This window comes from Sphingomonas sp. LH128, from assembly GCF_000293195.2.
Classification (GTDB): domain Bacteria; phylum Pseudomonadota; class Alphaproteobacteria; order Sphingomonadales; family Sphingomonadaceae; genus Novosphingobium; species Novosphingobium resinovorum_A.
In genome coordinates this window covers 1-499 of sequence record NZ_ALVC01000536.1, presented here as the reverse complement: position 1 = coordinate 499, position 499 = coordinate 1, and the positions used below count along the sequence as shown (strand labels likewise).

Annotated in this window: 1 pseudogene; it reads right to left on the bottom strand. The window is 62.5% G+C overall.

The window, feature by feature from the left end:
- Positions 1 to 311: 311 nt before the first annotated feature.
- Positions 312 to 499: pseudogene (locus tag LH128_RS29825) on the bottom strand (IS6 family transposase); the annotation flags it as partial.

Here is a 499-nt window from a genome sequence, read left to right as displayed (position 1 = left end):
CAGACGCTACGATGGCGCTCGACCCGCTCACGCTGCCAGCACCGGCAGTGCCCGAAATTGACCAGAAGCCGCACCACCGTGAATACGATGGGCTAGCTGAAACGGAACCTCCTGTTCCGGCTCCTCGATCACGCCCAAACGGTAGCGATAGGGCCTTCGATCCTGATCGCACCGGAACTCCAATAATCCGGGCACCCCTTCCGAGAGGTAGGCTCGATGCGTATCGAACTGGCGGCGGAGCTTCTTTTCGTCAGCCCGGCTCTGTTGCAAAGATTGGCGGCAGTCAGAGGTAGGCTGTCGCTCTGCGCCGATCAGGCGGCTGCTGCGAAATGGTGGTTGAGCATGCCCATGGCCTCCGTCAGCGCCGAGGGCCCAATGCCAAAAGCTCTCTCCACAAGGCGCACCTCGCCCCTGATGCCGGGCTGCAGGCACCAGGGGCGAGCCTGTCCTTTGCGCAGGGCTCGCATGACTTCGAATCCCTTGATCGTGGCATAGGCCG